General features: G+C 62.5%; 23 protein-coding genes. 16 read left to right on the top strand and 7 right to left on the bottom strand.

Annotated elements, in window-relative coordinates; genetic code table 11:
• Window positions 1-274: 274 nt before the first annotated feature.
• The 3 genes from NKJ91_RS23345 to NKJ91_RS23335 all read right to left on the bottom strand — a co-directional run bounded on the left by NKJ91_RS23345 (window position 275) and on the right by NKJ91_RS23335 (window position 1,487).
• Window positions 275-475: a hypothetical protein gene (locus NKJ91_RS23345; RefSeq protein ID WP_352457439.1), complete on the bottom strand. Its 201-nt coding sequence runs from the start codon at window positions 473-475 to the stop codon at window positions 275-277.
• Window positions 476-796: 321 nt separating this feature from the next.
• Window positions 797-1,234 (bottom strand): GFA family protein, encoded by a 438-nt coding sequence (locus NKJ91_RS23340; RefSeq protein ID WP_502898205.1) that lies wholly within the window; start codon window positions 1,232-1,234, stop codon window positions 797-799.
• A 34-nt stretch (window positions 1,235-1,268) separates the two neighbouring features.
• Window positions 1,269-1,487, bottom strand: coding sequence for a hypothetical protein (locus NKJ91_RS23335; protein WP_352457438.1), 219 nt, complete (start codon window positions 1,485-1,487; stop codon window positions 1,269-1,271).
• Between the two features lie 146 nt (window positions 1,488-1,633).
• Here NKJ91_RS23335 and NKJ91_RS23330 point away from each other — a divergent pair, with 146 nt between their 5' ends.
• Window positions 1,634-3,934: an FdhF/YdeP family oxidoreductase gene (locus NKJ91_RS23330; RefSeq protein WP_352457437.1), complete on the top strand. Its 2,301-nt coding sequence runs from the start codon at window positions 1,634-1,636 to the stop codon at window positions 3,932-3,934.
• A 67-nt stretch (window positions 3,935-4,001) separates the two neighbouring features.
• On the opposite strand, the gene NKJ91_RS23325 is transcribed toward NKJ91_RS23330, so the two are convergent.
• Entirely contained in the window at window positions 4,002-4,343 is a 342-nt protein-coding gene (locus NKJ91_RS23325) for a response regulator (RefSeq protein WP_245274673.1), read from the bottom strand.
• Between the two features lie 14 nt (window positions 4,344-4,357).
• A complete protein-coding gene (locus tag NKJ91_RS23320; protein WP_352457436.1) occupies window positions 4,358-6,139 on the bottom strand; it encodes a chemotaxis protein CheB in 1,782 nt (593 codons plus the stop codon).
• A gap of 251 nt (window positions 6,140-6,390) precedes the next feature.
• Here NKJ91_RS23320 and NKJ91_RS23315 point away from each other — a divergent pair, with 251 nt between their 5' ends.
• Both NKJ91_RS23315 and NKJ91_RS23310 read left to right on the top strand, forming a co-directional pair.
• Window positions 6,391-6,588: a hypothetical protein gene (locus NKJ91_RS23315; protein WP_352457435.1), complete on the top strand. Its 198-nt coding sequence runs from the start codon at window positions 6,391-6,393 to the stop codon at window positions 6,586-6,588.
• A 1-nt stretch (window position 6,589) separates the two neighbouring features.
• Window positions 6,590-7,186 carry a response regulator gene (locus NKJ91_RS23310; RefSeq protein ID WP_352457434.1) on the top strand — a complete coding sequence of 199 codons (597 nt, stop codon included), beginning with the start codon at window positions 6,590-6,592 and terminating at the stop codon, window positions 7,184-7,186.
• 29 nt (window positions 7,187-7,215) lie between these two features.
• Here the strand turns inward: NKJ91_RS23310 and NKJ91_RS23305 are convergent, their stop codons facing one another.
• The gene (locus NKJ91_RS23305; RefSeq protein ID WP_023676123.1) at window positions 7,216-7,488 is read right to left on the bottom strand and encodes a hypothetical protein; all 273 of its coding nucleotides are present in this window, start codon (window positions 7,486-7,488) and stop codon (window positions 7,216-7,218) included.
• 256 nt (window positions 7,489-7,744) lie between these two features.
• On the opposite strand from NKJ91_RS23305, the gene NKJ91_RS23300 reads away from it, so the two are divergent.
• The 9 genes from NKJ91_RS23300 to NKJ91_RS23260 are packed head-to-tail and all read left to right on the top strand — an operon-like array spanning window position 7,745 to window position 17,019.
• A complete protein-coding gene (locus NKJ91_RS23300) occupies window positions 7,745-8,851 on the top strand; it encodes an NAD-dependent epimerase/dehydratase family protein (protein WP_352457433.1) in 1,107 nt (368 codons plus the stop codon).
• Window positions 8,848-9,927, top strand: a complete 1,080-nt coding sequence (locus tag NKJ91_RS23295) for an NAD-dependent epimerase/dehydratase family protein (protein WP_352457432.1) — start codon at window positions 8,848-8,850, stop codon at window positions 9,925-9,927. Before NKJ91_RS23300 ends, NKJ91_RS23295 begins: the two co-directional genes overlap by 4 nt.
• Window positions 9,924-11,216: a TIGR04295 family B12-binding domain-containing radical SAM protein gene (locus NKJ91_RS23290; protein WP_352457431.1), complete on the top strand. Its 1,293-nt coding sequence runs from the start codon at window positions 9,924-9,926 to the stop codon at window positions 11,214-11,216. The genes NKJ91_RS23295 and NKJ91_RS23290 overlap by 4 nt, the downstream gene beginning before the upstream one ends.
• Window positions 11,201-12,301, top strand: coding sequence for a glycosyltransferase family 4 protein (locus NKJ91_RS23285; RefSeq protein WP_352457430.1), 1,101 nt, complete (start codon window positions 11,201-11,203; stop codon window positions 12,299-12,301). The genes NKJ91_RS23290 and NKJ91_RS23285 overlap by 16 nt, the downstream gene beginning before the upstream one ends.
• 2 nt (window positions 12,302-12,303) lie before the next feature.
• Window positions 12,304-13,434: a CgeB family protein gene (locus NKJ91_RS23280; RefSeq protein WP_352457429.1), complete on the top strand. Its 1,131-nt coding sequence runs from the start codon at window positions 12,304-12,306 to the stop codon at window positions 13,432-13,434.
• Window positions 13,431-14,525 carry a CgeB family protein gene (locus NKJ91_RS23275; RefSeq protein ID WP_352457428.1) on the top strand — a complete coding sequence of 365 codons (1,095 nt, stop codon included), beginning with the start codon at window positions 13,431-13,433 and terminating at the stop codon, window positions 14,523-14,525. Before NKJ91_RS23280 ends, NKJ91_RS23275 begins: the two co-directional genes overlap by 4 nt.
• Window positions 14,522-15,631, top strand: coding sequence for a CgeB family protein (locus tag NKJ91_RS23270; RefSeq protein WP_352457427.1), 1,110 nt, complete (start codon window positions 14,522-14,524; stop codon window positions 15,629-15,631). Before NKJ91_RS23275 ends, NKJ91_RS23270 begins: the two co-directional genes overlap by 4 nt.
• A gap of 23 nt (window positions 15,632-15,654) precedes the next feature.
• Window positions 15,655-16,701: a UDP-glucuronic acid decarboxylase family protein gene (locus NKJ91_RS23265; RefSeq protein ID WP_352457426.1), complete on the top strand. Its 1,047-nt coding sequence runs from the start codon at window positions 15,655-15,657 to the stop codon at window positions 16,699-16,701.
• Window positions 16,702-16,725: 24 nt separating this feature from the next.
• Window positions 16,726-17,019: a hypothetical protein gene (locus NKJ91_RS23260; protein ID WP_031211608.1), complete on the top strand. Its 294-nt coding sequence runs from the start codon at window positions 16,726-16,728 to the stop codon at window positions 17,017-17,019.
• On the opposite strand, the gene NKJ91_RS23255 is transcribed toward NKJ91_RS23260, so the two are convergent.
• Window positions 16,956-18,788 carry a hypothetical protein gene (locus NKJ91_RS23255; RefSeq protein ID WP_352457425.1) on the bottom strand — a complete coding sequence of 611 codons (1,833 nt, stop codon included), beginning with the start codon at window positions 18,786-18,788 and terminating at the stop codon, window positions 16,956-16,958. The genes NKJ91_RS23260 and NKJ91_RS23255 overlap by 64 nt on opposite strands.
• Before the next feature lie 152 nt (window positions 18,789-18,940).
• Between NKJ91_RS23255 and NKJ91_RS23250 the strand changes: the two genes are divergently transcribed.
• Genes NKJ91_RS23250 through NKJ91_RS23235 form a run of 4 tightly spaced genes read left to right on the top strand, consistent with a single transcriptional unit; the run spans window position 18,941 to window position 22,555 of the window.
• Window positions 18,941-20,044, top strand: a complete 1,104-nt coding sequence (locus tag NKJ91_RS23250) for an inositol-3-phosphate synthase (protein WP_352457424.1) — start codon at window positions 18,941-18,943, stop codon at window positions 20,042-20,044.
• Window positions 20,041-20,637 (top strand): histidine phosphatase family protein, encoded by a 597-nt coding sequence (locus NKJ91_RS23245; protein ID WP_352457423.1) that lies wholly within the window; start codon window positions 20,041-20,043, stop codon window positions 20,635-20,637. Before NKJ91_RS23250 ends, NKJ91_RS23245 begins: the two co-directional genes overlap by 4 nt.
• Window positions 20,638-20,651: 14 nt before the next feature.
• Window positions 20,652-21,755, top strand: a complete 1,104-nt coding sequence (locus NKJ91_RS23240) for a CgeB family protein (RefSeq protein ID WP_352457422.1) — start codon at window positions 20,652-20,654, stop codon at window positions 21,753-21,755.
• Window positions 21,755-22,555: a nucleotidyltransferase family protein gene (locus NKJ91_RS23235; RefSeq protein ID WP_352457421.1), complete on the top strand. Its 801-nt coding sequence runs from the start codon at window positions 21,755-21,757 to the stop codon at window positions 22,553-22,555. The genes NKJ91_RS23240 and NKJ91_RS23235 overlap by 1 nt, the downstream gene beginning before the upstream one ends.
• The last annotated feature ends 1 nt before the right edge of the window (window position 22,556 follow it).

Raw genomic sequence — 22,556 nt, 5'->3', positions numbered from 1 at the left:
ATGACGATGATCGCCTACGCCTTCCTGCAATCTCGCCGCCTCAAACAAGCGGGAGGGGGAAAAAAGAATCCTCGGCCCGCCGCCCCAACCGAGCCTACCCGCCATCAGGCAAGCCATCCTCACCGCGCTCGCGCAGCCGCCCCCAATCCGTTGTCCCCACTGCCGCGGAACCCTCTCCGCTAAAAATCTGCCAAAGTAGTGCTAGGCCGTGAACTCATAAATGCGGTATGACCGCGATGAGTGGGAAGCAGAGTAAAGGGCTTGGCTTAGCCCTTCACGCCCCATTTAGTTGGCTGGCATCGACGACGTCTGATCCCATATGCTCAACAAAAAAGTCTCTTATCCTCCGGCGATGCCGATCCCACCTGGGAGACATTCGTTCACTTTCATTCTCATATTCAGCTAGAAATACCCATTCCACGAATTGATCCGCTGTAACATCACCGACTTGAGGAATAAAATCGATGACATCCATGAACTTGTCGCCGTGCATTCCTCCACAATAGCCATGACCAACACAGACCGCGTGCATGAGCGAGTCGAATCTATTTTTTGCCTTCATGGGACATGCGCGATGATGAAGCGGGATGCCTACGCGCGCTGCGGCAACATATCCTTCTTGGGCGTAGGTCCGCAATGGATCGTTTGCCGACTGAGACTTTTATGTTGCGGCGGAATCTGATTCAGGCTCAGCATGAGCCGATATGACCTGACCGATTTCGAATGGCGCGTGATCCTTGCTGCCCTCAAACTCGTCTCAACTCGCATCTGGCTACGCAGTAATTGACTCTACGTCCTAGCGTTCCGCCGGATTTCCGAAGGCGGGATCTCGCCGCCTCGAATACGTCCCCACCCGCGGCAGCTCGTCTGGAAAGTCGACCCAGGGAAGCCTCATGTCCCAATATGCGTGGGCCTGCGGCGAAAACCGTTCGGGATGATCGAGGAAGCCGACCGCCAGATAGAGTTCGTCGGGCAGGCCCCGGTCGACATAGCCGATCGATGTTCCGCAATCCGCACAGAAGGACCGAAGCACGCCTGGGGTTTTCGAAAAGGTCTTCGGCGTGCCGGTGAGCAATGTGAATTCGGAAGGCCGATAACCGACCCACACCGACAGAGGGCTTCCTATCGCCTTGCGACAGTCGTCATCGTGATCGGAGCAAATCCAGAAAGGCTCACCGCGCATCTCCGCCGTTATGGCGCCGCAAAAACAGGAACCCGTTTCAGTTCGTGGCATTGCCTTGCTGCTGGATTTCATTGCTGGCCCTACGTCATTGCTGGCCTGGCATTTCGGTATTTTCCTTTGGGTTCTTCTTGATGCCGGCGGCAGGCGAGGTATCGGCCGGAGCATTGCCACCCTGGTTCTGTTCAGGGGCTCTTTCGAGCGGCGAAGTTCGCCAGCCCATATCGCCGTACAAAAAGCCAATCAGAAAGCCGACGATGATGATGGCCGAAATCACCATCGCAATTAACGCGTTACGTCGCTCCATTTCGCGCGGCTCCTTTCTTCGAGCCGAACAAACGATGGCGGAAATGGTTCCGGCGAGACGGACCGGCGTGACGGTACGGACCCAGCCCGGAACATTCAGCCTCACCGCGGGTTCGAATGAGTGCTCTTCTACAGGGAGTGGCTTGCATGAGACCCGCCGTAACCGATCGCATCGAAACCAAGAAATACGACCACCCGACAGGCGGCTGGGGATCGCTCAAATCCCTGGTCCGCAAGGCGCGAGGCGAAGGCCTGCTGTTGTCCGGGATATGGAGCACGCTGCTCAAGCAGAACAAGGCCGACGGCTATATGTGCGTGTCTTGCTCATGGGCAAAGCCAGCCCAGCCGAGGCCTTTCGAATTCTGTGAAAACGGCGCCAAGGCGACGATGTGGGATCAGACCAAGCTGCGCTGCGAACCCGCATTCTTCGCCGAGCACTCGGTGACGGAATTGCTCGATTGGCCGGACCACGATCTGGAGAAGCAGGGCAGGCTTACCGCGCCCATGCGCTACAATGCCGCCACCGACCGTTACGAGCCGGTTTCCTGGGACGATGCATTCCGCGACATAGCTGCCGAACTGCGGCGGCTCGAACCCAAATCGGTGGTGTTCTACACATCCGGCCGCGCCTCGCTTGAGGCCTCGTTCATGTACCAGCTTTTTGCGCGGATCTATGGGTCTTCGAACCTGCCCGATTCATCTAACATGTGTCATGAATCGACGTCGGTCGGCTTGCCGGAATCGATCGGCTCGCCGGTCGGGACCGTGCAGCTCGAAGACTTTGCGAAATGCGACATGATGTTCTTCTTCGGGCACAACACCGGGGTGACGGCGCCGCGCCTGCTGCATCCGCTGCAAGAGGCACGTCAACGCAACGTGCCCGTCTTCACCTTCAATCCCTTGCCCGAGCGGGGACTGAAACGCTTCAAGAACCCGCAAAACCCTGTCGACATGCTGTCGCCCGGGCCTGGCACCAAAATGTCCAGCGACTTCTTCCAGGTTCGTTCCGGCGGCGACATTGCCGCGATAACGGGCATCGGCAAAGCGTTGCTGGCGCTCGACGATGCCGCCCGCGAAAGCGGCAGGACGCGTGTCCTCGACACGGCATTCATCGCCGAGCACACGCATGGCTTCGCCGAGTTCGAAGCCTTCCTGCGCAACACCCAGTGGAGCGATATCGTCGCACGATCCGGCATTGCGCAGACCGACCTGGAGCATGTCGCCGAGGTCTACAGCCATGCCAACGCGGTGATCGGCAATTACGGCATGGGCCTGACCCAGCATCGGCACGGCACCGAGAACGTCCAGATGCTGTGCAACCTTTTGATGATGCGCGGCAATATCGGAAAACCCGGCGCCGGCATTTCGCCGCTGCGCGGCCATTCCAACGTCCAGGGGCAGCGCACCGTCGGCATATCGGAAAAACCCGAGCTCGTGCCGCTCGACAAGTTCGCCGAATTCTATGCCTTTGAACCGCCGCGCGAGAAAGGTCGCGATACGGTCGAAACCTGCGAAGGCGTCATCGACGGATCGGTCAAGGGCTTCGTCGGACTGGGCGGCAATTTCGTGCGGGCCGTTCCGGAAACCGGCCTGGTCGAAAAGGCCTGGCGTGGGCTCGACCTGCATGTCGAGATCGCGACCAAACTCAACCGCAGCCACCTGATCGCCGGGCGGACAACCTATTTGCTGCCTTGCCTGTCACGGCTGGAAAGAGATCATCAGGCAAGCGGCGACCAAAGGGTGTCGGTAGAGGATTCCACCGCCTGTATCCACGGCTCGTTCGGATCGCGACCTCCGGCTTCGCCGCATCTGCTTTCCGAGCCCAGGATCGTTGCCGAGCTTGCCAAGGCGACAGTGCCGGGCAGGAGTTCGATCCCATGGGACGAGTGGGTTGGGGATTATTCCCGCATCCGCGACGAAATCGAGCGCTGCTACCCCCAACATTTCCGCGACTTCAACAAGCGTTTCCTGACGCCCGGCGGCTTCCATCGCGATATCAAGGCGAGCAAGCGGGTGTGGGAGACGCCGAACAAAAGGGCAAACTTCAAGCTGCCAAGTGGCCTTGAAACCGATCCTGACATCGATGTCGCCGGCCGCGATGTGCTGACACTGATCACGGTGCGCTCCAACGACCAGTTCAACACGACCGTCTACGGCTACAACGACCGGCTGCGCGGCATCAGCGGCACACGCATGGTGCTGTTGATGAACGAGAAGGATATCCAGCGCCTCGGTTTGAGCGCCGGACAGGAAGTCGATCTCGAAGCCAATGCGCAGGACGGTGTGGAGCGCTGCGTGCACGGGCTGCGCGTTACACCTTACTCGGTGCCGGAGGGAAATTGCGCCGGTTACTACCCCGAGCTCAACCCGCTGGTTCCTTTGTGGCACAGAGCCGAGAAGGCTCATGTTCCGGCGGTCAAATCGGTACCGGTGCGGATATTGCCATAGGCGTTCGTCGTTCGCGGCAGGCACGCACCACGCCGATGTGACCTGGCGCGACTTTCAAATCGCGACCTCAGCCGGCTCGCGCGAGTTCATCCACGGCATTCAGGATCGCACTCTGGCTCGCCGGCTTCTGCACGATCCTGCAAGCGCGGAACCCGGCCGGAATTTCGCGTTCACCAAAGCCTGAGAGGAAGGCGAACGGAACACCACGCGTCCGCAACGCTTCCGCAATCGGATAGCTGGTTTCGTCGTTCAACTGGATATCCAGTAACGCCGCGTCGACGCCGCCTTCGCCAACGAGCCTAAGTGCCGCCGTCACCGACGAAACAGGTCCAACCACCTGATGGCCGGCTTTGCGCAGGTAAGCCGCCGCATCGTCGGCGATCAGCCATTCATCCTCGACGATCAGCACACGCACCTTTCCGGTCACGACGAGCCCTCGCGGGTCAGAGGGAATGCGATTTCCGCCTCCAAACCATTTGAGCGGAAACTTGTTTCAACTTTTCCGCCCAGCCTATAGCCGATTTCTCCGCGCAGAAGGGTAAGGCCGAAGCCGCTGTCGGTTGGCTCCTTGATGCGGGGGCCGCCCTTCTCGCGCCAGACGAGCTTGAAGGTTCCGTCGGCCACCGACCATTTGACAACTATCCGCCCGGCAGGCCTCGACAGTGCGCCATACTTGGCGGCATTCGTCGCCAGTTCATGGATGGCCATGCCGAAGGAAAGCCCTTGTGCCGGCTTGAGATTTACCCTCTTGCCATCGAGCTCAAACCGTTCGGGGCCGAAGGGATCGAGTTCCTGACGCAGCAGTTCCTCGACGGAGGCTTCCGTCCAGCTCTCGCGCGAGAGCAGACTATAGGCTCGTGACATTGCATGCAGGCGCCCGATCAAGGCTTCGGCGAACTCCTCTTTCGATGCCGAGTTTTCACGGGTCCGGTTGGTGATGCTGGCGACAACCGCCAGCATGTTCTTGACGCGATGGTTCAGCTCCGAGATGAGAACCTGCTGACGCTCTTCCGCCTGCGCCAGCGTCGTCACGTCGATCAGGGTCACGACCACGCCCTGGATGCTGCCGCTCTTGTCCCGGTACGGGTTGATGCGAACCAGGTAGAACCGGCCCTTGTCGTCGCGCGCAAGGTGATGGTTCAGGATCTCTCCCGTCTCGAACACTGCCTCGATGTGAGGCTTCAGCTCGGGATAGTCGAGCTGGCTTGAAAGGTCGGTCGGCGGCCGTCCGACATCGGATGGGCGCAGATTGAAGAAGGCCGATGCAGCGGGGGTAAAGGTCCGCACCACAAGGTTGCGGTCGAGGAAGATGGTTGCGATCTCTGTGCTTTCGAACAGGTTTCTGAGATCGCTGTTGGCGCGGTCGAGCTCTTCAATCTTGCTGGTCAGCTCCGCGTTGATGATGCTGAGCTCTTCGTTGAGCGACTGCTTCTCCTCCTTCGAGGCCTCAAGCTCCTCATTAGTCGACTGCGCCTCTTCATTGGCGGAGAACGTCTTCGTCTTATAGCTGGAAAAGTCGTGACCGGAATGGCCGCGCAGAGTGGGGTCGATTTCATCGGCGGCCCGATCCATGTCAGCCTTGTGCTCGCCACCCCCCTCGGCCAGCCCGTTCAGCACATTGAAGCCGCGGCCAAACGCCTGAAGCTTTGCGCCGATCTCCTCGGCGGGCGCTGCGATATCGATCAGGCCGCTCGAAATCGCGCTTTGCGGCATGTCCGGGTTGCGCGCGCCGGAACCGTTGGAGGCTTGGGCAATCGTCAGTCCGCCATGTTCCTTGATCGCCCGGGCGCCCAGCGTGCCGTCCGAATCGCCCCCCGACAGGATGATGCCTATGGCGTACTCCCCTTGGTCCTCGGCCAGTGCACGGAAGAAGATGTCGATCGGTTTGCGCTCGCGGTTAAGCGTGTTCGGCCGGCGCAGCGAAAGCGCGCCCTTACGGATGGTGAGGACGACGTTTTGCGGCATCACATAGACTTGGTCGGGTTGGACCGCCATGCCCTCCTCGGCGACGATGACCGGCATGCCGGTGTAACGTGCGATAACGTCATGCAGCAGGCTTTCGCGCTCTGGGCTCAGATTAGTGACGACGACGAACGCCATGCCGGTGCCGCCGGTCAGTCCTTTGAACAGGCCCTCCATCGCGGGAATGCCGCCGGCCGATGCGCCGACGCCGACAATGGGAAATCTTCCGTTCTGGAATACCATGCCACGCCTCGGTAACAGCCGCGGCTGCGAAACCGCCAAATCGGACCTCAGACTAATGCATGTCGCGCAAAAGTGTGCAGCGGTTTTGCGATAACGAGATGAATAAAAACAACAGCCTAAAGCGCGTCGCATGAGGCCGGCAAATCGCGACGTGCTTTAGGACCGGACCGAGCCTCAGGCCAGTAAATAGTCCTCGAACGGAACAAAGCACCGCGGGTGGGCATTAACATCCGGTTTTCGAGGCGGTTCCAATGGCAAAACGACCACCTGAGATAAAGCCGGCAAAACAAATCTCGTTACGTTCGCCGGATCTGGCCAAGGTCCCGCTATCCGAAGAAATCCCGCCTCGTCTGCTCGCGCGCGCGGAACGGTTGCAAGAGGCTTTGTCCCGTCATTTTGTACAAGTCCGCGCCGACAGCCGTGACTCCCGCAGAAAGAAGGAACAATGAGGTGCGCGACCTGCAAGGCTTGCATATCCTGATCGTCGAGGACGAATGGATGCTGGCGGGCGATCTTGCACGTTATTTCAGCAAGATGGGCGCCGTCGTGCTTGGCCCCGTGGCGACAGTCGAACAGGCGTCGAAGCATACCGATGAGGCGGAAGCCGCAATCCTGGACGTCAATCTCAACGGAAGACGGGTATTCCCGATCGCGGACGAACTGATGCGCCGCGGCGTGCCGTTCGTGTTTTTCAGCGGCGACGAAGACATCGTTATTCCTGAGCGCCTTCGGTATGCCAGCAGCCTCAGAAAATCCTCGGACGGCCAGGCTGTTTTCGATGCTCTCTTCCCAGCCGAGACGCCTGCATCGAAAGGAGGTCGAGCGTCGGAGCCCTCGGACGACGTATTTTCACTGCTGCCCAAGCTCAGGCTCGCTGCACGCCTGCTGCTGGGAGACGTGGAGGCCTCCGACCGGCTGGTCGAGCGAACGCTCGAACAGGCCATCGGCGAGATAGACAAGAGACGATCCGGCTCCTCCACGGAGGACTGGCTGAACGGCATCATGCGAAACATCGTCAGGGCACGCGGAGCAAACTTGTTGCACTGACCGCGGCCGTTGCCGGCAACTAGACGATGTTAGCCTTTCCGGCTGCGCTCGACGAACTTGTTGAAGCGGCTGGTCTTTCCGCCGCTGGTCTCATCCTGGTAGAGGAAGGCCAGTTCGTTCTCATCGAAGATCCTGAAGAACTCGTCCCATTCGACAGGCTCAAACGTCTCTTCAGGCTCGCCGAAGTCGATGCGCAGTATGCCGCCCTCGCCCTTGGTGCGCACCACCGCCGGCCGCCCGTCGCGATCCTCGGCCCAACGGCGGATTTCGTCGTGATCGGTGGTCGTCTTCGATTCAGACATCGCAATCTCCCTTCGATTCCACCGCAGACCGCGAGACCCCGCGTTGCCGGTCTGCCTCCACACAACCAGCAGATGCATCGCTGCCCGGCATGTGCGCGCGGTTGGTCGAACATGGCTCCTAACACCAAGCAGCCTTCGATGTTCCCACGCCTGGTTGAACCTACCCCGGCGAGCCTCCTGAACTTTGTTGAAGCAAGGGAACAAACCTTTCGCCCGGAAGTTTGGGGCGGCAAAGCCATTCGTATGAGGAGTTGTCGTGAAACGTATACTGGTCACGGGAGGCTGCGGTTTTATCGGCCGCCACGTCGCCCAGGAACTCGTTGAACATGGCTATGGGGTTTCAATTCTCGATGCGCTGCTGGAGCAGGTGCATGGCGGCGAGGCAATCAGCCTGCCGCCAGGCGCCAAGCTGATCAAGGGCGACGTTCGTGATCGCGACGCCATCGCAGAGGCGGTCGACGATGTCGACGCGATCATTCACCTGGCGGCTGAAGTGGGCGTCGGCCAGTCCATGTACGAGATCGCCCGCTATGTCGGCGCCAACGACCTCGGCACCGCCACGTTGCTGGAGGCACTGATCAAACGGCCGATCGAACGGATCGTCGTTGCTTCGTCGATGAGCGTCTATGGCGAGGGTCTCTATGCCACGCCGGACGGCCGGCGCATCGACAATGCAAGACGGCAGCCGGACGACATCCGCAGCGGCCAATGGAATCCCCTGTCGCCGGAAGGAGAAGTCCTGTCGCCGCTGCCGACCGACGAGCAGAAACCGGTCGACCTCGCCTCGATCTACGCATTGACGAAATACGCCCAGGAACGCGCCGTGCTGATCTTCGGCGAAGCCTATGGCGTCGATGCGGTGGCGCTGCGCCTGTTCAATGTCTTCGGTGCCGGACAGGCACTCTCCAACCCGTATACCGGCGTGTTGGCGAACTTCGCCTCGCGCATCGCCAATGGCCAGCGGCCGCTGATTTTCGAAGACGGCGAACAGCAGCGCGACTTCGTTCATGTACGCGATGTCGCCCTCGCCTTCCGGCTGGCGCTGGAACAGCCCCAGGCGCGCGGCCACGTGATCAACATCGGCAGCGGGCGAGCCTACGCGGTCAGCGAGGTCGCCCGGCTGCTCGCCGAAGCAATGGGCGTGCCTGGCCGCCAGCCGGAAATCCTCGGCAAGGCACGCTCCGGCGATATCCGCAACTGCTTTGCCGACATCTCGAAGGCGCGCGAACTGCTCGGCTTCCAGCCGCAGTACAGGCTGGAGCATTCGCTCGGCGATTTCGTCGCCTGGGTGCGTAACACGGTCGCCATCGATCGCAGCGCCGAGATGAAGCGGGAACTCGAAGCGCGAGGGCTGGTATCATGAGACCGGATTCACGCAATTTTCGCGAAGCGCCCGTCGCCATTATCGGCGGCAGCGGCTTCATCGGCTCGAACCTCGCCGACAGCCTGTTGTCGGACGGCGAGCCGGTGCTGGTCATCGACAATCTGAGCCGTCCCGGCGTCGAACAGAACCTGGAATGGCTGACGCAAAAGCACGGCAACCGCCTCGCCGTCGAAATCGCCGATGTCCGTGACGCCGAGGCGCTGATGCCGCTGGTGGCGCGTTCGAAGGCGGTTTTCCACTTTGCCGCGCAGACCGCCGTCACCACGAGCCTGGTTCGGCCGGACGAGGATTTCGACATCAACCTGCGCGGGACGTTCAACGTCCTGGAGGCCGCTCGCCGCAGCGGCAAGCGCATCCCCGTCGTTTTCGCCAGCACCAACAAGGTCTATGGCCGCCTCGCCGATCTCGCCATGCGCGAAGAAGGCGGCAGATACGCGCCTCGCGACGCGGGCGTCCATGCGCACGGCATCGACGAGACGCGCGGCCTCGATTTCTGCACGCCCTATGGCTGCTCCAAGGGCGCGGCGGACCAGTATGTCCTCGATTACGCCAAGTCATACGATCTGCCGACGGCGGTGCTGCGCATGAGCTGCATCTATGGACCGCGCCAGTTCGGGACGGAGGATCAGGGCTGGGTCGCCCATTTCCTGCTTAGTGCCTTCTCCGACCGGCCGATCACCATCTATGGCGATGGCAAGCAGGTGCGCGACATCCTCCACGTTGCCGACGCGGTCGCGGCTTACCGCGCCGTGCTCGACCGCATCGAGGCGGTCAAGGGCCAGCCATTCAATCTCGGCGGCGGACCGGACAACGCCGTCAGCCTGCGCATGCTGCTGAAGGAGATTCGCGACATAACGAAACGGGACGTTCCGATTCGTTACGACCGCGAACGCACCGGCGACCAACCGTTCTTCGTCGCCGACACACGCGCGATCGAGGCGGCGCTGGGATGGAAAGCGCACGTCCCGTGGCAAAACGGCATCCGCGACCTCGCCGACTGGCTGCAGCGTCATCGCCTCGACCCGCATCCCGAACCGGCGAGGTACGTGGCATGAGGGTCGCTCTGGTCAATCCGTCCTGGACCTACCAGGACAGCATCTATTTCGGCTGCCGCCAGCCGCATCTGCCGCTCGAACTCGGCTATTCGAAAGCGCTGCTCGAAGCAGCCGGCCACGAGGTGCTGATGCTGGACGGGCAGATCCAGAAGCTCGACAACGCCGCGCTCGCCGATCGCGCCGCCGCATTCGAGCCTGACATGACCGTCGTCAGCACCGCGCCGACCTACCTGTTCTGGCGCTGCGCACCGCCCGAGTTGCGCGTGCCGGCCGATTTTCTCAACCATCTTGCCGGGCGCGGCGGTCGCACCGTCGCCGTCGGGCCGCATGGCTCGGCGACGCCGACGCCGACTTTGCGCAAGCTTGGCGTCGACATCGTCGTGCGCGGCGAATGCGAGGAAGTGGTCGCGGAACTTGCCCGGCGCGACGACTGGAGCGCGGTGCCGTCTACCGCCCACTTCGAGGATGGAGAACTGGTCTCGAACGGCGGCGTCCATGCGAGCTCGTTCATCGATCACCCAGCGCTCGAATGGCCATCGGACTGGATTGCCGCCCATTCGCACCACCATCATCGCTTCGATGATGATCAGGTCGGTTTCGGAGCGGAGGTCGAAGCGTCACGCGGCTGCCCGTACAATTGCAGCTTCTGCGCCAAGATCGATTTCCGCGATGCCTATCGCCGCCGGAACCACGAAGCAGTGATCGCCGAGATCGACCGGCTGATCGCACAGGGCGTCGGCTACATCTACTTCATCGACGAGATCTTCCTGCCGCAAAAGGCTTTGCTGGAGGCGCTGGTCGATCGCGATGTGAAGTTCGGCGTGCAGACCCGTATCGACCTCTGGAAACCGGAACTGCTGAGAATGCTCGGCGCCGCCGGCTGCGTCTCCATAGAGGCGGGGCTCGAAAGCCTGACTGTGGAAGGCCGCGCCATGCTGGCAAAACGCTGCCGTTTGGGCACCGAGGAGCTGGCCGCGTTGCTGGTCGACGCAAGGCGCCACGTGCCGTTCGTGCAGGCCAATCTGATCGGCGTGGTCGAGGACGATCCCGCGCTCGTCGATTATTGGCGGAAGCACCTGATCGACAACGGCGTTTGGGCCAACGAACCGGTGCCGCTCTATCCTTATCCGAGTTCGCCGAGCTACCGCGAACTTTGGGGCGAGCCGGACGATCTCGCCTGGGAGCGCGCGCATGAACATTACCTCGCATCCTTCCGAACGTTCAGCGACATCCAGGAGAAGCGGCCGCGTCCGCTGGCTGAATTGGAGGCCACATGTTGCGGACGCTGAGCCCGCCGCGTCGCATACTGATGACCGTCGATGCCGTCGGTGGCGTCTGGCGCTATGCGCTCGATCTGGCCAGGCAACTGGTCGCCGGCGGCGACAGCGTCGTGCTTGCCGGGGTTGGTCCGGAACCGTCCAGGCAGCAGGCCGAGGAGGCCCAGTCATTCGCGGCGCTGACATGGCTCAACACGCCGCCCGACTGGATGACCCGCAACGAGCACGACCTCGACACATTGCAGCAGGAGCTGCACCCGCTCATACGTGACTACGCCGTCGAAATCGTCCATCTCAACGCGCCGACGCAGGCCGCGGGGCTCGATGTGCCTTGCCCGGTGATAGCGGTCTCGCATTCCTGCGTGGTGACATGGTTCCACGCCGTCAAGGGACAGGCGGCGGACGGCGAATGGGCCTGGCAGAAGGACCGCAACCGGCGCGGTTTCGACAAAGCAGGCATGGTCGTTGCACCCAGCCGCAGCCATGCCGACATGCTCGAAACCTGCTACGGGCCGATCGCCCGCCTGAGCGTCGTCGGCAACGGGGCGCGGCCCGGCGCGAAGAGCGAAAGACGGGAATCGGTCGTTTTCGCCGCCGCGCGCTGGTGGGACGAAGGAAAGAATGCGGCGGTGCTGGACCAGGCCGCCTCCCTGACGCAATGGCCGGTCTTCGTCGCCGGCTCCTTGAAAGGCCCGGACGGCCAGCATGTTGGCTTCAGTCACGCCGTTCCCGTCGGACCGGTGCCACATGAGGAAGTGCGCTTGCTGATGGCCCGGGCCGGCATTTTCGTATCGCCGTCGCTCTACGAACCGTTCGGTCTGGCCACGCTGGAAGCCGCAATGTCGGCAACGCCCTTGGTGCTTGCCGATATCTCGACCTACCGGGAACTGTGGGACGGCGCGGCCCTGTTCTACGACGTGCGCGATCCGAGTGATCTCGCCAGCTGCATCAATGGCCTTTGCATTGACGCGCAGCGCCGGCGAGAGCTCGGTGAGGCGGCGGCGCGCCGAAGCCGCAGATTTTCACTGGCAAGGCAGGCGACCGCCATGCGCGGCGTCTACGACAAGGCGGCCCTGGCCACCATGGCGGATAACTGATTATGCGATTTTTATTCTACACCCATTCGATCGTTTCCGACTGGAACCACGGCAACGCACATTTCCTGCGCGGCATCATGCGCGAGCTGGTCGCGCGCGGGCACCAGGCGATCGCGCTGGAACCCGCCGACGGTTGGAGCCGGTCGAACCTGGTAGCCGAGAAAGGGTCCTTCGCGATCGAGCGATTCCGGAAGGATTTCCCCGAGTTGATGCCGGTGACCTACGATGCCGCTTTCGACCACGAAGCCTGGATATCCGATGCCGATGTGGTGATCGTGCATGAGTGGACCGAGCCGGACCTTGTTGCGCGGCTGGGCAAGGCGAAAGCAACTGGCGGCCGTTTCACGCTGCTGTTCCACGACACGCACCATCGCGCCATCTCGGCCACGCAAGCGATTTCTGCCTTGCAGCTTGAACATTACGACGGCGTGCTCGCCTTCGGCGAGGCGCTGCGGGAAAGCTATCTTCGCGCCGGATGGGGCAAGCGGGTCTTTACCTGGCACGAGGCAGCCGATAACCATCTGTTCCAGCCCCATCCTGAAATCGAGCGCAGCGCCGACCTGATCTGGATCGGCAATTGGGGCGACGACGAGCGCAGCGCCGAAATCAGGGAATTCCTGGTCGAGCCGGTGCGTGAGCTCGGATTGAGCGGCACTGTCCACGGCGTTCGCTATCCACGGCAAGCGCTCGCCGACCTTGCGGCCGCCGGCCTGCACTACGAAGGTTGGATCGCCAACGCCGACGTGCCGAAGGCGTTTGCAGCAAACCGCATCACAGTGCACATCCCCAGGCGTCCATACCGCGAAAGCCTGCCAGGCATCCCGACCATCCGTATGTTCGAGGCGCTCGCCTGCGGCATCCCGCTGGTTTCGGCGCCGTGGTCCGATGTCGAACGCCTGTTCAGGCCCGGCGTAGATTTTCTGTTTGCAAACAACGGTTCCGAGATGCGGCGTCATCTTCGCGCCGTGCTGCACGACGCGGATCTCGCCGCTTCTCTGGCGACATCGGGCCTCGAGACCATCCGCTTGCGGCACACATGCCGGCACCGGGCGGATCAATTGTTCGGCGTGCTCGCCGAATGCGGGCGCCGCCAAGCCGCCGACACGATCCTTGCAACGGAGGCCGCCGAATGAAGATTGCATTTTACGGGTCAAGCCTGCTGTCGTCCTACTGGAACGGCGCGGCCACCTATTACCGCGGGCTTCTCAAGGCTCTGGCCAGGCTCGGCTATGACATCACCTTCTATGAGCCCGATGTCTACGATCGCCAGAAGAACCGCGACATCGAGGCGCCGGACTGGTGTGCCGTCGTCGTCTATGAGGCGACCCCACAGGCGCTGATGCAGGTGGCGGCGCGGGCGGCGGAGGCAGATATCGTCGTCAAGGCGAGCGGCGTCGGTTTCGCCGACGACGCGCTGTTGCGGGCGGTGCTCGATCACGCCCGTGCCGATGCGCTCACCGTATTCTGGGATGTCGATGCGCCGGCGACGCTTGGCCAGTTGCGCGACGAGCCCGACCATCCGCTGCATCGCGCGCTGCAGGAAATCGACCTCGTGCTGACCTATGGCGGCGGCGACCCGGTGGTCTGGGCCTATCGGGCAATGGGGGCGGCCGAATGCGCGCCGATCTACAACGCGCTCGATCCGGAAACGCATCATCCGGTCGGCAAGGACATGCGCTTTGCCTGCGATCTCGCCTTTCTCGGCAACCGGCTGCCGGACCGCGAGGCGCGCGTCGAGGCCTTCTTCCTCGACCCGGCCGGCCTCTCCGCCGATCAGCGCTTCCTGCTCGGCGGATCGGGCTGGGGCGACAAGCAGATGCCCGCCAATGTCCGATGGCTCGGCCATGTCGGCACGCGCGACCACAATGCATTGAACGTCACGGCCAAGGCGGTGCTGAACATCAGCCGCGACAGCATGGCGGCCAATGGCTTTTCACCTGCGACGCGCGTTTTTGAGGCGGCGGGCGCCGGCGCATGCCTCATCACCGACGCCTGGCTCGGCGTCGACCTGTTCCTGAAACCCGGCGAGGAAATCCTGGTCGCGCGCGATGGCGAGGACGTCGCCGAGATCATGCAAAGCGTTAGTGCCGAACGGGCCAAGGCGATCGGGACATCGGCGCTTCGGCGCGTGCTTGGCGAACATACCTATACGACACGTGCCGTTTTAGCCGACGCCATCTTCAGGCGCCATTTCGAGCGTCCGACCGTGGAGGCGGCCGAATGACAAAGCCGCTCGACATCGTCTTTCTTGGCCTGTCGCTCTCCTCATCCTGGGGAAACGGCCACGCCACCACCTTTCGGGGGCTGCTTAAAGGTCTCCACGAACTCGGCCACCGCGTCACTTTTCTCGAACGCGACGTGCCGTGGTACGCAAGTCACCGGGATCTGCGCGATCCCGATTTCTGCGCCTTGCGCTACTATGAGACGACCGATGATCTTCGCCGCAATTTTGCGCGCTGCCTGCGCGATGCCGATATCGTGGTCGTCGGCTCCTTCGTTCCCGAAGGCCCTGAAATCATCGACGTCGTGGCATCGCTGTGCACGGGTCAGTTCTGCTTCTACGACATCGACACGCCGATCACGCTGGCAAAGCTTTCGACCGATGATTGCGAGTACATTGCCAGGCGGCAGGTCCCGTATTTCGACGTCTATTTCTCCTTCACCGGCGGGCCGACGCTTGCCCGTCTGACGGCGGAATTCGGCGCGAGGCGGGCCGAGCCGCTCTACTGCTCCGTCGACCCGGAACGGCATCACGGAACCGGTGATCCAATCCGCTGGGATCTCGGCTATCTCGGCACCTACAGCCCCGACCGCCAGGCGACCCTGGAGGCCCTGCTGTTCGAACCGGCGCGTCGCATGCCGGAGCGCCGCTTCGTCGTGGCAGGTTCGCAATATCCGCGCGAAACCGTCTGGCCGGACAATGTGGATCGCATCGAACACCTGCCGCCGGCAGATCACGCCGCCTTTTACAGCCGCCAACGCTACACGTTGAACGTCACGCGCAGTTCCATGATCGCGGCCGGATGGTCGCCCAGCGTACGCCTCTTCGAGGCAGCCGCCTGCGGCACGGCGATCATCAGCGATAGCTGGGCCGGACTGGACAGCCTGTTTCCAGAGCGGACGATCCACACGGCGCGCAGGACCGAGGACGTAATCGGTATCCTGTCTGGGGAATCCGACGGCGCCCGGCTTGCCATGGCCAGGCAGGCGCGCGTGCTCATCCTCGCAGCTCACACAAGCATCGCAAGAGCCCGCGAATTCGTTTCGCTGCTGGCGCAGGCCAAATCGCCATGTTCTGTTCTCGATCTGGACGTCGAGAGCGCAGCATGACCCGCAGACGGGAGAAGATAGAGATGCAGCTATCAAGAAAGGCGCAACGGACCAAGACCGTGCTTGTCGCCGGCGGCGCAGGTTTCCTCGGTTCGCATCTTTGCGAGACAATGCTCCAGGCCGGCTGGCGCGTGATCTGCGTCGACAATTTCCTTACCGGCCGCATGGAGAACATAGCATCGATCGCCGATCGTCCGGATTTTCGGCTGATCAAGCAAGACATTTGCCGACCGTTGGAGCTTGGCGAACCGGTGGACCGCATCTTCAACATGGCGTGCGCGGCCTCGCCACCACGCTATCAGGCCGACCCGGTCCACACGACACGGACTTGCGTCATCGGGACGCTCAATCTGCTGGAGCTCGCCGCCCGCAATGGTGCCCGCTTCCTGCAGGCGTCCACCAGCGAAGTGTATGGCGATCCAGAACAGCATCCGCAAAATGAGGACTATGTCGGCCACGTAAATTGCATCGGCCCCCGCGCCTGCTATGACGAAGGCAAGCGCACCGCCGAAACCTTGTGCTTCGACTATCTGAGAATGGGAAAAGCCGATATCCGTGTCGCGCGCATCTTCAACACTTATGGTCCCAGGATGGACCCTGCGGACGGACGGATCGTTTCCAATCTGATCATGCAGGCACTCGAGAGACGGCCGCTGACGATATTCGGCGACGGGCTGCAGACCAGGTCGTTCTGCTACGTTTCCGATCTGGTCGACGGCTTGATCCGGTTGATGGAGGTCGATCCCAATCCGCGCCAGCCCGTCAATCTGGGCAATCCGGGGGAGTTTACCATCCTGCAACTGGCGAGCCTGGTGAGAGGCATGACCGCAACCAAATCGGGCTTGAAATTCCTGCCGCTGCCGCAAGACGATCCTCGTCGTCGGCAACCCGACATTTCCCGCGCAAGGAAGCTTCTCGGCTGGTCGCCAAAAGTGCCGCTCAGGCAGGGTTTGGTGCGCACAATCGGCTATTTTGCCGAGCTTGAGACGGCGCAGATGATCGACAGAAGACGTCGAATTGCCGCCACCGTGCGTGCTGCATCAGGCCGGCTGCAAAACCTGCCGGCCTGAAGGCGGGGAGCGTCTGGCCGCTGCTTGGTCACGACGGAAAGCGCCGTCGTCTCGGATTTGGTCACTTTTTCTCGTCGCGGGAACAACCCGTCCAGCTTCTGGTTCTGTCAAGGTACCGGCATGGAGACGATTGTGCATCCGAAGCGATCCGCCAAAGACATCGAACAAATGGCCGCAAAGGAGACGGCTGCCTTCCTGCGGCGCGCCTCCATCACCTATCTGGAATGTTGTGTGAGCCTGATGATGACGCATCTTCAGCGCGAGGAGGTAGCGGCCATCCTCGAAAAGGAAGCGGATATGCTGCGCCGGCTGGACTGATCCTGGTCGAGCGGCGGCAGGTCGCCTTGGCTTTCCAGGAAACGAAGCAGCGCGGCAGCGTAACGTCTTGCCGCGGCCGCCAGCCGGATCTGTTCCCGATCATCGCCCGATCGCTCAGCCATGCTCCACAAGCCAAGCTGGAAGGCGAGATAGCAGGGCTCGTAGTAGTGGACCAGATTGGCATCGACGGGACGAGACGTAGTCGCCTCGACAGCTTTGCACAGTGCCGCAGTCGCCGCGTCGGCGAGGCTGTACTCGACACGGGCGCCAGCAATGTCCCAGGCGATGTCCTGGCAGCCGACCAGATCGTGCGACCGACAATGGTCGAGGGCGTCCGTCTTGATCAGCGTTCCGCCGCGCGAAAGGATGAACTCCCACGGATGAAGCCGCCCGTCGATTTCGACCCGCTGCATGGTCTTTGGTGGAGCCTGTTTCGAGAACCAGTTCCGCAGCTCCGCCGCGCGGCTTTCGCCCAAAGCCTCGCTTGTATTCTGCACGGCCATGTCGGCAAGCGCCTCCAGCGAGGCGCCCGGTTCGGAGGCGGGCAGATTGGCTGCGCGCCAGGACAGATAGCGCGCGAGATGAACGACCACCTTTTCTTTCGAATGCCTTGCCCGCTCCAGCGTTGTACCGTCGATCCAGCGTTCAACGAGAAAGCCATGGCACAGCCCGGCGATGTCCGGGCCAAAGCCTGCGTCATTCAGCCTCCTGGCAGTCTCGGCCTTGTGCATTCCGATTTCACCGAGGCCGACGAATTTGACCGACCATTTTTCCCGGCCCGCAGAAGCAAGAAACTTTCGCCGCTCGAAGCTGCGGTGGACAGGTGGCCAATGATCCAGCGAGCCATAGTGCAAGCGACGCCACTCTCCGGCGGATGTTTCGGTCAGGCTGGCCGCTGTGCGGCCGATCGCCCTGGCCACCCAATCCCGCAACGTCGGGACAGCGGATGCAGCGGGGAAAGTCCGTTCGAAATCCGCGGTGTGTTTTTGGCAAACCGTCCATGCCTCACGACTGTCCGCCGATGCCTCGGGACCCGGCCCACCCGAATGGCTGGGGAACAGATGGATGCGCCCGGCATCGATATCCAGCGCTTGCAGCCATGCGACGACTGCGTGAAACGAGCTGCCGGACAGGCCCGGGCCCTCATCGACGACAGCGAAATGGGCCGATGGCCTTGTCCTCCAGCCGCCGATCAGTTCCGGATCGGCGGCAAGCCGCCTGCGGAACGGGTGACCGATCGGACGGACACCGACGGGTGCCGGTGCGCCGATGGCTGCAGCCACCATCGCTGCAAGCCCCAGGCCGATGCTGCGGATGCCGATTACGCATGTGTTCGCATCGAGACCCGACTGCCGCGCGGCGACGAAATAGCTTTCCGGATAGAGCGCATAGTGAGCATATCCCTCAGCCGTGCCGGTGAGGATTTCGCCGTCGCAATCGAGTTCGGCCAGCATTCGCGGCACGTCGGCATCGACCGGGCCGTCGATGGCGAATCCGGCCGCCCACGATCTGCCCACGTCCCGGGCCAAGCCGACCAGGAGATTTGCGCCCGCGATCCGCTGTCGGGAATTCCTGTCCATGCCGTTGGCCTCGAATTCAGCATCGGCAAGGCCCTGGACCAATTCCGAGACCTTGATGAACAGGCCGACCAGGGCTGCGTGGCGTCCGATCCCGCTTGGCATATCCGCAATGTGCCCGGCCGCTTCGCAGGCCGAGCCGCGAACATGTTGCGCGCTCTGCATTCGCTTGTGGTCGCCATAGACGATCATTGTCCCGTCCCGGTTGGCCTCACTGCACAACTCGGCGAGCGCTACTTTGATCCACCATCGGTTGCACGATTTTTGCAGCCGGCAAGGAACAATCAGCGAGGCAGGTGGTTTGGCACGAAGAACTTACCTTCAACAGCATAGGCAGCGGTTTCGTGGGATCGAAGAAAGTTCGGATCGGAATAGTCGGCGTGGGCAACTGCGCCTCCTCCCTTATTCAGGGCATCACCTATTACCGTGACGCAAGGAGCAATGAGCCCATCCCCGGGCTGATGCATGCCGATCTTGGCGGCTACCATGTCAAAGACATCGAGGTGGTCTGCGCTTTCGATGTCGCCAAGGGCAAAGTCGGACGCGATGTGGCAGACGCGATCTACAGCGCGCCGAACAATACTTTCCGCTTTGCCGATGTGGCGGCTACCGGCGTTCGCGTCGAACGCGGGCCGACACTGGACGGCATCGGCAAATATCTGCGCGACGAGATCCAGGAGGCCGACGAACCGGTCGTTGACGTCGGCAAGATCCTCGCCGAAAGCGGCGCCGAAATCCTGGTGTCCTATCTGCCTGTCGGTTCGGAGGAGGCAACGCGCTTTTATGCCGAGTGCGCGCTCGAGGCCGGCTGCGCCTTCGTCAACTGCATACCCGTCTTCATCGCCTCGCGGCCGGAGTGGCGCCGGCGCTTCGAGCAGCACGGCCTGCCGCTGATCGGCGACGACATCAAGAGCCAGGTCGGTGCGACGATCGTCCACCGGCTGCTCGCCAACCTGTTCCGCGAGCGCGGCGTGCGCATCGATCGCACCTACCAGCTCAATTTCGGCGGCAACACCGACTTCCTCAACATGCTGGAACGCGAGCGGCTGGAATCGAAGAAGATCTCAAAGACGCAATCCGTCACCAGCCAGATCGATGTTCCCCTGGAGCCCGGCAACATTCACGTCGGGCCGAGCGACCATGTCCCGTGGCTGACCGATCGCAAGTGGGCCTATATCCGGGTCGAAGGCACGACCTTCGGCGGTGTGCCGCTGAATGCCGAGCTCAAGCTGGAAGTGTGGGATTCGCCCAATTCGGCCGGCGTCGTCATCGATGCGGTGCGTTGCGCCAAGCTGGCGCTCGACCGCGGTATCGCGGGCGCGCTGACCGGTCCCTGCAGCTATTTCATGAAATCGCCGCCCGAGCAGTTCACCGACGCGGAAGCCCGCCAGCGCACGCTCTCTTTCATCGCCGGCAAGGACGAGCCGATGCTCGATGCCGCGGAATGACGACGACGTTCTTTCTGGTGCGCCACGCCGCGCACGACAATGTCGGCTGTTATCTTGCCGGACGGATGGCCGGCGTTTGCCTCGGCGAAGCCGGCAAGGCACAGGCCTCGCATCTGGCAGACCGCATGGCACGCGAGGCGATAGCGGCAATCTTCTGCAGCCCGCGCGAACGCACGCAGGAGACTGCCAATCCGATCGCGCTCGCCTGCAATGCCGGTGAAATCGTGATCCGCGAGGAACTCGATGAGATCGACTTCGGCACCTGGTCGGGAAAGACCTTCGAAGAGCTGAACCAGGATGCCGACTGGCGGGTGTGGAACGACCGGCGTCAGCAGGCGAGAACACCGAGCGGCGAGACCATGCTGGACGTGCAGCAACGCGTCGTCTCATTGATCGAGCAGGTCCGCGGCACCTACCAGAACCAGGGCGTCGCGCTGGTCAGCCATGCCGACGTCATCAAGGCCGCCGTGTGCAAGGTGCTCGGCCTGTCGCTGGGAAACTGCTTTCGCTTCGATATCGACCCAGCGTCGATCACCACGGTTGTTTGGGGGGACTGGGGGTCGAACCTGATCAGACTCAACGAAGCTGCCTGACGAGGAATTGCCGGATGCGCATGGTCATTTTCGGTCTTACCGTGACATCGTCGTGGGGCAATGGGCACGCCACGCTGTGGCGCGGATTGATCCGGGCGATGGCCGGGCTGGGCTGGTCTATCACCTTCTTCGAACGCAACACTCCTTATTATGCCGGGACGCGCGACCTCGACCAGTTGGATGGCGGCAACCTCGTCCTTTATCAGGATTGGGAGGACATCCAGCGCGTTGCCGAGCAGGCGATGAATGAGGCCGATGTGGTCATCGTCACCTCCTATTGCCCCGATGCCGTGAGCGCGTCGCGCCTTGCCCACCAGGCCTGTCGCGGGCTGAAGGTGTTCTACGATCTGGATACGCCGGTGACGCTGGCGCGGATCGAACAAGGTGAGCCTCCGGCCTATTTCGGGCCGGAAGGGCTTCGCGATTTCGATCTCGTGCTGAGCTACACGGGAGGAACCGCGATCGACGCATTGAGGTCGATGCTGGGTGCGCGCCGCGTCATGCCGCTCTACGGCCATGTCGATCCAGAGCGACACCGGCCCGCCCCGCCCAGGCCGGAGTTTGCCGGCGATCTTTCCTATCTCGGGACCTATGCGGCAGACCGCCAGGCCGGGGTCGAGAGGCTGCTGGTCAGTCCGGCTGCGCGCCTGCCGGAGCGCCGCTTCATCATTGGCGGCGCACAATATCCGCAGGAATTCCCGTGGAGCGACAATATTTTCTTCGTCCGGCATCTGCCGCCGGCCGACCACCCCGCCTTCTTTTCATCATCACGGCTGACCCTGAACGTGACCCGCGAGGCGATGGCCGAAAGGGGCTGGTGTCCTTCCGGCCGGCTGTTCGAAGCCGCCGCTTGCGGTGCCGCGATGGTGAGCGACACATGGCCGGGACTGGAGGCCTTTTTCCGGCCCGGCGAAGAGATCGTCGTGGCGAACAGCACCGACGACGTGGTCGCGGCGCTCGACCTGTCCGACGCCGAGCTTGACGCTATCCGTCGCCGAGCGCGCGAGCGGGTGCTGGACGAACACACCTCGGCGCGGCGCGCGAAGGAATTCGACCGCATCCTGTCCGATGCACTGCACGGCTCCACGCATGGCGAGCCGTTGAAGGAGGCAGTTTGATGTTGGGCATCGTGCCCGCAGCCGGACGGGGAAGCCGCATCCAGCCGCTCGGCTTTTCGAAGGAGCTTCTGCCGGTCGGCAGCCGCATCGACGGCAACACCGAGCGGCCTTGCGCGGTCAGCGAATACCTGGTGCGCCGCATGGTGCGCGCGGGGGCCGACAAGATCTGCTTCGTCATCGGCTCGGGTAAGTCGGATATCCTCGAATATTATTCTGCCGGCTATGCCGACGCGACTGCGCTGTTTGTGGTGCAGCCCTCTCCGGTCGGCCTTTGCGACGCCATCTTCCGTGCCGCACCGCTCGTCACAGCCGATGAGACCGTTCTGGTCGGGTTGCCCGATACGATCTGGTTTCCCGAAGACGGCTTCCTGGCCCTCCCGGACGACGGCCTGTCCTTCCTGCTGTTTCCGGTGGACCAGCCGGAGTTCTTCGATGCCGTCGTTGTCGACCAGGAGGACCGGGTGAAGCAAATCCAGGTCAAGCAGCAGAATGCCCAATCGAACTGGATCTGGGGTGCGTTCAAGATGCCCGGCCGCACCCTTCACCAGCTCGCCGCGCTGTGGCGGGAACGGGACCGGTGCGACGAATATATCGGCACGCTGGTCAATGCCTATCTCGCCGCCGGAGGCGATGCCTATGGCATCAAGGCTGGCACCGCCTATGTCGACGTCGGCACCTTCAACGGCTACCGCACCGCACTTCGCCTGCTTGAAAGCGCCGCCGGTACCAAGGACGACCAAGTCGCCATTACGCTGCCCGGCCACCAGCACGTCCCTGTCCTCGCAGGCGAAGGAGGCTAGC

It is taken from the genome of Mesorhizobium sp. M0040, from assembly GCF_040323505.1.
GTDB lineage: Bacteria > Pseudomonadota > Alphaproteobacteria > Rhizobiales > Rhizobiaceae > Mesorhizobium.
This window is presented reverse-complemented; position numbering and strand designations above follow the sequence as displayed.

Coding starts and splice junctions, on each gene's coding strand:
- NKJ91_RS23345 (WP_352457439.1), bottom strand. CDS start 475: ATGGATGTCATCGATTTTATTCCTCAAGTCGGTGATGTTACAGCGGAT.
- NKJ91_RS23340 (WP_502898205.1), bottom strand. CDS start 1,234: ATGCCACGAACTGAAACGGGTTCCTGTTTTTGCGGCGCCATAACGGCG.
- NKJ91_RS23335 (WP_352457438.1), bottom strand. CDS start 1,487: ATGGAGCGACGTAACGCGTTAATTGCGATGGTGATTTCGGCCATCATC.
- NKJ91_RS23330 (WP_352457437.1), top strand. CDS start 1,634: ATGAGACCCGCCGTAACCGATCGCATCGAAACCAAGAAATACGACCAC.
- NKJ91_RS23320 (WP_352457436.1), bottom strand. CDS start 6,139: ATGGTATTCCAGAACGGAAGATTTCCCATTGTCGGCGTCGGCGCATCG.
- NKJ91_RS23315 (WP_352457435.1), top strand. CDS start 6,391: ATGGCAAAACGACCACCTGAGATAAAGCCGGCAAAACAAATCTCGTTA.
- NKJ91_RS23305 (WP_023676123.1), bottom strand. CDS start 7,488: ATGTCTGAATCGAAGACGACCACCGATCACGACGAAATCCGCCGTTGG.
- NKJ91_RS23295 (WP_352457432.1), top strand. CDS start 8,848: ATGAGACCGGATTCACGCAATTTTCGCGAAGCGCCCGTCGCCATTATC.
- NKJ91_RS23290 (WP_352457431.1), top strand. CDS start 9,924: ATGAGGGTCGCTCTGGTCAATCCGTCCTGGACCTACCAGGACAGCATC.
- NKJ91_RS23285 (WP_352457430.1), top strand. CDS start 11,201: ATGTTGCGGACGCTGAGCCCGCCGCGTCGCATACTGATGACCGTCGAT.
- NKJ91_RS23280 (WP_352457429.1), top strand. CDS start 12,304: ATGCGATTTTTATTCTACACCCATTCGATCGTTTCCGACTGGAACCAC.
- NKJ91_RS23275 (WP_352457428.1), top strand. CDS start 13,431: ATGAAGATTGCATTTTACGGGTCAAGCCTGCTGTCGTCCTACTGGAAC.
- NKJ91_RS23270 (WP_352457427.1), top strand. CDS start 14,522: ATGACAAAGCCGCTCGACATCGTCTTTCTTGGCCTGTCGCTCTCCTCA.
- NKJ91_RS23265 (WP_352457426.1), top strand. CDS start 15,655: ATGCAGCTATCAAGAAAGGCGCAACGGACCAAGACCGTGCTTGTCGCC.
- NKJ91_RS23255 (WP_352457425.1), bottom strand. CDS start 18,788: ATGATCGTCTATGGCGACCACAAGCGAATGCAGAGCGCGCAACATGTT.
- NKJ91_RS23245 (WP_352457423.1), top strand. CDS start 20,041: ATGACGACGACGTTCTTTCTGGTGCGCCACGCCGCGCACGACAATGTC.
- NKJ91_RS23240 (WP_352457422.1), top strand. CDS start 20,652: ATGCGCATGGTCATTTTCGGTCTTACCGTGACATCGTCGTGGGGCAAT.
- NKJ91_RS23235 (WP_352457421.1), top strand. CDS start 21,755: ATGTTGGGCATCGTGCCCGCAGCCGGACGGGGAAGCCGCATCCAGCCG.